This is a genomic window from Donghicola sp. XS_ASV15 (genome assembly GCF_041224595.1).
GTDB lineage: Bacteria > Pseudomonadota > Alphaproteobacteria > Rhodobacterales > Rhodobacteraceae > Donghicola.
The window spans coordinates 1-2,442 of sequence record NZ_JBGFGN010000009.1 but is presented as its reverse complement, the minus strand read 5'-3'; the positions used below and the strand labels follow the sequence as shown (position 1 = coordinate 2,442).

Sequence of the window (2,442 nt, the reverse complement as noted above, 5' to 3'; positions counted from 1 at the left end):
TTGGAACCTCGCTTGCGGAACTCATCAGGGCCAGTGGAGGCAATGCCAAAACATAAACAGGCCGGACAGACGACGGTACTGACGAAAATGACCGCAGAAATCACCAGAAAACACTTGCAATGCAGGAGCCACCCACAGAGGTCATTGGCCAGGATCACCATTGCCGCAGCGCAGCTTCCCCATACCGGGCCTTCATGGCACCGCGCAGCATAGTCCAGGGCCACAAGGTCGGCAGTGCGGACGTTGCAGTCATTGATCCGTGATGAAGGTCTTGTAAGCAGGGGAAAAAGGCTTGCAGATGACCACGATCCCGACGCTGACCACTCCCCGCCTTACCCTACGACCTATGCGGGCAGGAGACTGGGGTGACTACTATAGTCTTATGGCGTCAGATCGCTCCATCCACATGGGTGGTCCCTTCTCCCCTGCTGTGGCTTGGGGAATGTTCTGCGCCGATCACGCCCAATGGAACCTATTCGGGTGTGGTGCGCTCATGATCGAGAACACGGCCAGCGGCGAATGTCTCGGGCAAGTGGGGATTAATTCAGGGCCGTTGTTTCCGGAGTTCGAGCTGGGATGGTTGCTTTACGCCGCTGCCGAAGGACACGGTTTCGCATTCGAAGCCGCATCCGCCCTGCGAGCATGGAGCCTTGATGTCAGTCACATCGAAACGCTGGTGAGCTACGTCGATCCTGAAAATGTAAGATCATCCAGGTTGGCAGAACGGCTCGGTGCGACGCTCGATGCCGAAGCACAGCGGCCTGATCCGTCGGACCTCGTCTATCGGCACTACGGTTAAGGGACACATTGGGCTCGAAGCGGTCATGCGGCGGCGCAGTAGGGGTAAGCACCTGGTCGCCCCTTGCGCGTCGTCGTTCCCGGCCCGAAGCTGACGTTCGGGTTAGGCGCGACGCTGCGATGGACCTTTACCGAAACAGTCATTCGTAGATCGCGGAACATTTTCGATGGGCGGGGGGCGGCAGTGCGGACAAACTGGGCCTTAGAGTTGTAATGGATAAAGCCAGTTTGCACCCGAGGTGAAATGGAGCAGTTCCGGCGGAGTTGGGCCCATGTTACTGAAATTACATTCAACATCGACGCAAGGGTTTCCATTTGAAAAAGAACATATTGATCGTTGGCGGGTCTTCCGGCGTCGGCAAAAAGCTGGCCGAACACTACATTAACGAGGGGCACACAGTCTGCATCACGGGACGGAACAACCCGGGATTGGCTAGCGCACGCTTCCATGCTTTCGGGGTGTTGGACCAAGCCAGCAAGTTGGGATGTGACATTGATCGTCTTGTCGAAGAGTTTCCCGCAGTAAACACCTTGGTCTATGCCGCAGGGTATCTCCAGAGAGGGCATATTGACGACCTTGACGATAGCGCACTTCAGACAATGGTCAATATTGGCCTTTTAGCTCCAATGATGTTGGTTCAAAGGCTTAAGGGCAAAGCCAATACTCCACTCAAAACGATGCTGATAACATCTAGTTCGCAATATACGCCCCGCGCTCTCGAACCGGCCTATTGCGCTGTAAAGTCCGGGCTAGGAATGTTTGGGGCCTCTCTCGTTAGGGACAGAGGTGTGGGGAAAGTGTTGGTTGTCGCGCCATCAGACATCAACACTCCTTTCTGGGCTGGCACCGATGAAGATACCTCAACCATGCTGGATCCAGGTTGGGTCGCGGACCAGATCGTCGACTTATCCAGTGGCGTTTTCAAATACAAATACGCCAAACTTCTACGTCACCCATCACGAGTAGAAGTCATAGAGTGCTTGGACAACGATTTTCAGCGTATCTGATTTTTGACAGCGGATCGGGACATCTTCGGAACCTTGGCACGGTGGATACGGAAGTCACTCTTGGTCGGATCTGAAAACCTGTGGCCCGGGCGGTTTCACGGACGGTTTCATATCTCGACCCGTCAGTACGCACGTATAGTCCGCGACTGGGTGACATCCATCGGGTTGGAGGCCAGTGCCTATGGTACACACTCCATGAGGCGAACCAAGGTGACGCAAATTTACAAGAAGACCGGCAACCTTCGGACTGTCCAACTATTGTTGGTACATACAAAAGTGGACAGCACCGCAAGATACCTTGGCGTTGAACTAGAAGATGCGCTGATGATCTCTGAACCTATCGAAGTCTAAAAGGATGGGCCGTCGTCGCAGACGGCCCCACCGGATGAGGTGGGTGGCTCCTGCTCCACCGGCATCGAATGTGCCAAAGTGCAGCTATCAATGACTGCTAGGAAAGGAGCCACTCAATGACAGTTAAGACAGTAGGCCTTGATTTGGCCAAGGATGTTTTTCAGGTTCACGGCATTTCGGAGAATGGTCGGGTCATTTTCAATAGGGCCATAAAGCGGGAGAAGCTGCTTGCCTTCTTTGAGAGGCTGCCGCCCTGTTTGGTCGGTATGGAAGCGTGTGGATCGT

2 protein-coding genes and 2 pseudogenes are annotated in these 2,442 nt (G+C 54.5%); all 4 read left to right on the top strand.

Annotation, left to right across the window (positions count from 1 at the left end; genetic code table 11):
* Positions 1–298: 298 nt before the first annotated feature.
* A complete protein-coding gene (locus tag AB9K37_RS00090; RefSeq protein ID WP_369835047.1) occupies positions 299–799 on the top strand; it encodes a GNAT family N-acetyltransferase in 501 nt (166 codons plus the stop codon).
* Between the two features lie 314 nt (positions 800–1,113).
* On the top strand, positions 1,114–1,806 hold the full coding sequence (locus AB9K37_RS00085) for an SDR family NAD(P)-dependent oxidoreductase (RefSeq protein ID WP_369835046.1): 693 nt from the start codon (positions 1,114–1,116) through the stop codon (positions 1,804–1,806).
* 57 nt (positions 1,807–1,863) lie between these two features.
* A pseudogene (locus AB9K37_RS00080) lies at positions 1,864–2,157 on the top strand (tyrosine-type recombinase/integrase); the annotation flags it as partial.
* A gap of 116 nt (positions 2,158–2,273) precedes the next feature.
* Positions 2,274–2,442, top strand: a pseudogene (locus AB9K37_RS00075) (IS110 family transposase); the annotation flags it as partial.

Coding starts and splice junctions, on each gene's coding strand:
- AB9K37_RS00090 (WP_369835047.1), top strand. CDS start 299: ATGACCACGATCCCGACGCTGACCACTCCCCGCCTTACCCTACGACCT.